Annotated in this window: 4 protein-coding genes; all 4 read left to right on the forward strand. The window is 56.3% G+C overall.

Annotation, left to right across the window (positions count from 1 at the left end):
• Positions 1 to 457: 457 nt before the first annotated feature.
• The 4 genes from Q5Y72_RS19550 (at position 458) to Q5Y72_RS19565 (ending at position 2,485) form a co-directional block, all read left to right on the forward strand.
• The gene (locus tag Q5Y72_RS19550) at positions 458 to 619 is read left to right on the forward strand and encodes a hypothetical protein (protein ID WP_305965059.1); all 162 of its coding nucleotides are present in this window, start codon (positions 458 to 460) and stop codon (positions 617 to 619) included.
• A 189-nt stretch (positions 620 to 808) separates the two neighbouring features.
• A complete protein-coding gene (locus Q5Y72_RS19555; protein ID WP_305965056.1) occupies positions 809 to 1,555 on the forward strand; it encodes a TIGR04255 family protein in 747 nt (248 codons plus the stop codon).
• Positions 1,548 to 1,847, forward strand: a complete 300-nt coding sequence (locus Q5Y72_RS19560) for a hypothetical protein (protein WP_305965057.1) — start codon at positions 1,548 to 1,550, stop codon at positions 1,845 to 1,847. Before Q5Y72_RS19555 ends, Q5Y72_RS19560 begins: the two co-directional genes overlap by 8 nt.
• A gap of 8 nt (positions 1,848 to 1,855) precedes the next feature.
• Positions 1,856 to 2,485: a hypothetical protein gene (locus Q5Y72_RS19565; protein ID WP_305965058.1), complete on the forward strand. Its 630-nt coding sequence runs from the start codon at positions 1,856 to 1,858 to the stop codon at positions 2,483 to 2,485.
• The last annotated feature ends 351 nt before the right edge of the window (positions 2,486 to 2,836 follow it).

Raw genomic sequence — 2,836 nt, forward strand, 5'->3', positions numbered from 1 at the left:
TATGGCATCCTTCGGCGTTCATCTTGTGATTCCGGAAAGTCTAATGGACGCGAAGGAAACCGAATACAGTGGCCACAAGAACGTTCTGACATTTGAACAGTTCTGCAATGGGGTAATTGCTCCGGCGATGACGTTGTGGGCATAGCGATGGCGCCAGCGTGAACCTATAATTCGCGGTATTGCGGCCGATAGTTCGGCGGCTATCTTGAGGCCACATATCTGTTCTGGCGCGACACGGCCAACAACCCGAATTCGACCCAATACTAGGGCCGCATGGTCAACGTCGATGAAAGCGCGGCGTCCGACGGCACGAACTGGCGGCTGGGGCATTGGCTGACCGGCGCGGTCGATGGCTATGTGATCACCGCGCTGGAATCGTCGCGCACGTCGATCACGATGCTCGCCCGAATTTTTCGGGTTCAATGCCGTCGAGACCGGAGGCCGGATCACGTTCATCATGCGCGGGCGGGCATCCGACAGGACCGGGGACGCCTATTACCTGCCACCCGGAAGCCCCCGCGCAGCGTCCCTCGCGCTGCCCGCGGTGTTCAGACAGCCGCTGGTCGAGTTCATGTCCGATTACAACGTCCTGCGGCAGCAGGCGCGGGTGTGCAGCTGAGCTGCCTCACCGTAACCAAATGCTGAGATTGCAGAATCGTTGCTGATCTAAGACAAGCAACGTACTGACTGGTTACCTTTAAGAAGGGTGTCGGGAGTATTGACTTTGGGCAGGTTTAGAGTCCTGCGTCCTTGCCCCCGATTCGTGCGCGGGTTACACTATGATTCGACGTGGAGGAAGCGTTCACCAATGCAGAAGTTGCCCCTGAGATTGGAGCGCGAGCCGCTTGTGGACGCACTATTCGAGGTTCGCCTCGGGCAGACATCTCTTGCTGACATTCTGCCCGGCTTCCTGTTTCACGACTTACCCGCGCCGAAGCCGCAAATCACGCGCCTTCCGGCGGCTGAGTTTCCGCAACCCATGCGGGCAAACGACCCTGCCCTTCAGTTTGCACCCATCCTGCGGATGGACTGGGGTGACTATGTCATTTCGGTTGGCGACCGAAATGTGATGATAAGCTGCAAGCTGCCGTACAAGAAGTGGCCACACTTCAAGGCGGCCATCCTAGATCTGACCTCTAGGATCGGAAAAGTGGGAGCGGCCGGACAGGTCGAGCGTTACTCGCTCAAGTATGTCAACTTGATCCAGGCGCCGTCACTGGCTGAGCAAGTTGCCAAGATCAAGATGTCGATCACCTTGGGCGAAGTAGAAGTGAAGGGCGATCATACGACACTTCAAGTTCATCGGCACGAAGACGGGATTATCCACATCTTGTCTGTCGTCATAGGCGCCGAGGGCCAGATGCCCGACGGCAAGAAAGTGACGGGCGCGGTGGTGGACGTTGACTCGATCAGAAATGTTGACGTTGCAGACTTTGCCACCTTTGCGGCGAACCTTGAGCCTGGGCTTGAACAACTTCGGCAAGCCAACAAGCGGAAATTCTTCACCTGCCTGACCGAGGCGACGATTGATCAAATGGGGCCAATCTATGAATGAGATCGTGAAGCCTCGCCTGATGCCGATGAACTTCGCGGTGATCGGGTTGTCAGCAGCGATTGCAGCTGGAACCACCACTTGGCCAGTGCGCGAAACTCCTGCCTACGTGACCTTGCGCGACGGCCCCACGTTCAGCTACTTCGAAAAGTCGTTGAGGTTCGGTTCGACGGCGCAAGACTTCGCTGACGGTGTTGCCCGCGTCTATGCATCCCTGCTTCAAGGCCAAGAGCCGCTTGGAGCAGAGTTTGAAGCAGTCTGGGATGCCAATGTTTCGGATCTTTACGAGTCCTGATCGAACGCATGAATCTGGACGCTGAGACTCTCATTCAACAGATCCCGTACTACCTCACAGCTGAGGATCAAAAGGTTCTGCTTGACGAACTCACGAAAATCTCGCGCGGCGGCACCGCCGAGTATCTGCTCAGCACGTATAGGGACACATTCAAGGAACTGATGCTCCAGGGTGACGGTTGGCGCGGCTTCCAGTTGTTTCTGTTCGAGACAGGTGATCGCAGAGCGGTAAGGGGCATCGTGCTGTCCAACTCGTGCGATGTGGACCCGGAAAACTCGCGTGACGTTCCCGCTCGAGTGATCTTCGCTCCACTGGTTAAGCTAGCGGCTTTCAAGGCACTCCTTGATGCTAGCGGGATCAGCGCCGACCGCGTTGCTGCTAAGATTGCCGCGATCAAGGCACAAAAGACGAGCAACATCTTTTACCTTCCTGCGGGTGGTGTCTTGCAGGAGGACTATATTGTCCGTTTTGACGACGCCCACAACATGCCCGTTGCTGCACTCGCCAATTCAGAAGATCGGGAAAAGCTGTTCACCCTGAACAATACGGGATTCTACATGCTCGTACTCAAGCTGTCAGTCCACTTCTGCCGGCTCCACGAGAAGGTCAATCGAAAGCCCACAGAGGTCGCGGCCTAACCCGTTTTCTCACCTAGGCTCCGCTGAGGTTGCCCCGACCTTTTTTACCAGCGTGAGCGAGACTCCCGGATCTGAGCTTTGCCCATTTGGGCGGATGGGACAACGTCCCCCGGCTCCGAATCCTCGCCATGTTTTTCGACCGTGCCTCCGGCGAGAGGGTATCGGCCATGCCCGGCTGTCGTCGCCTGACCAAATGTGCGAAAGATTCTTGACGCTACCACGCCACGCAACACCCAGCCGTCTTTGCAAACGTTGATGTGGCGTTGATGTAGAACGGTGATTTGAATGCGTGACCATTTCAGTCGACATCCAAGCGTTTGATATATTGGTATAATTTTGGTTGCGGGGGCA

It is taken from the genome of Paracoccus spongiarum (genome assembly GCF_030732095.1).
GTDB lineage: Bacteria > Pseudomonadota > Alphaproteobacteria > Rhodobacterales > Rhodobacteraceae > Paracoccus > Paracoccus spongiarum.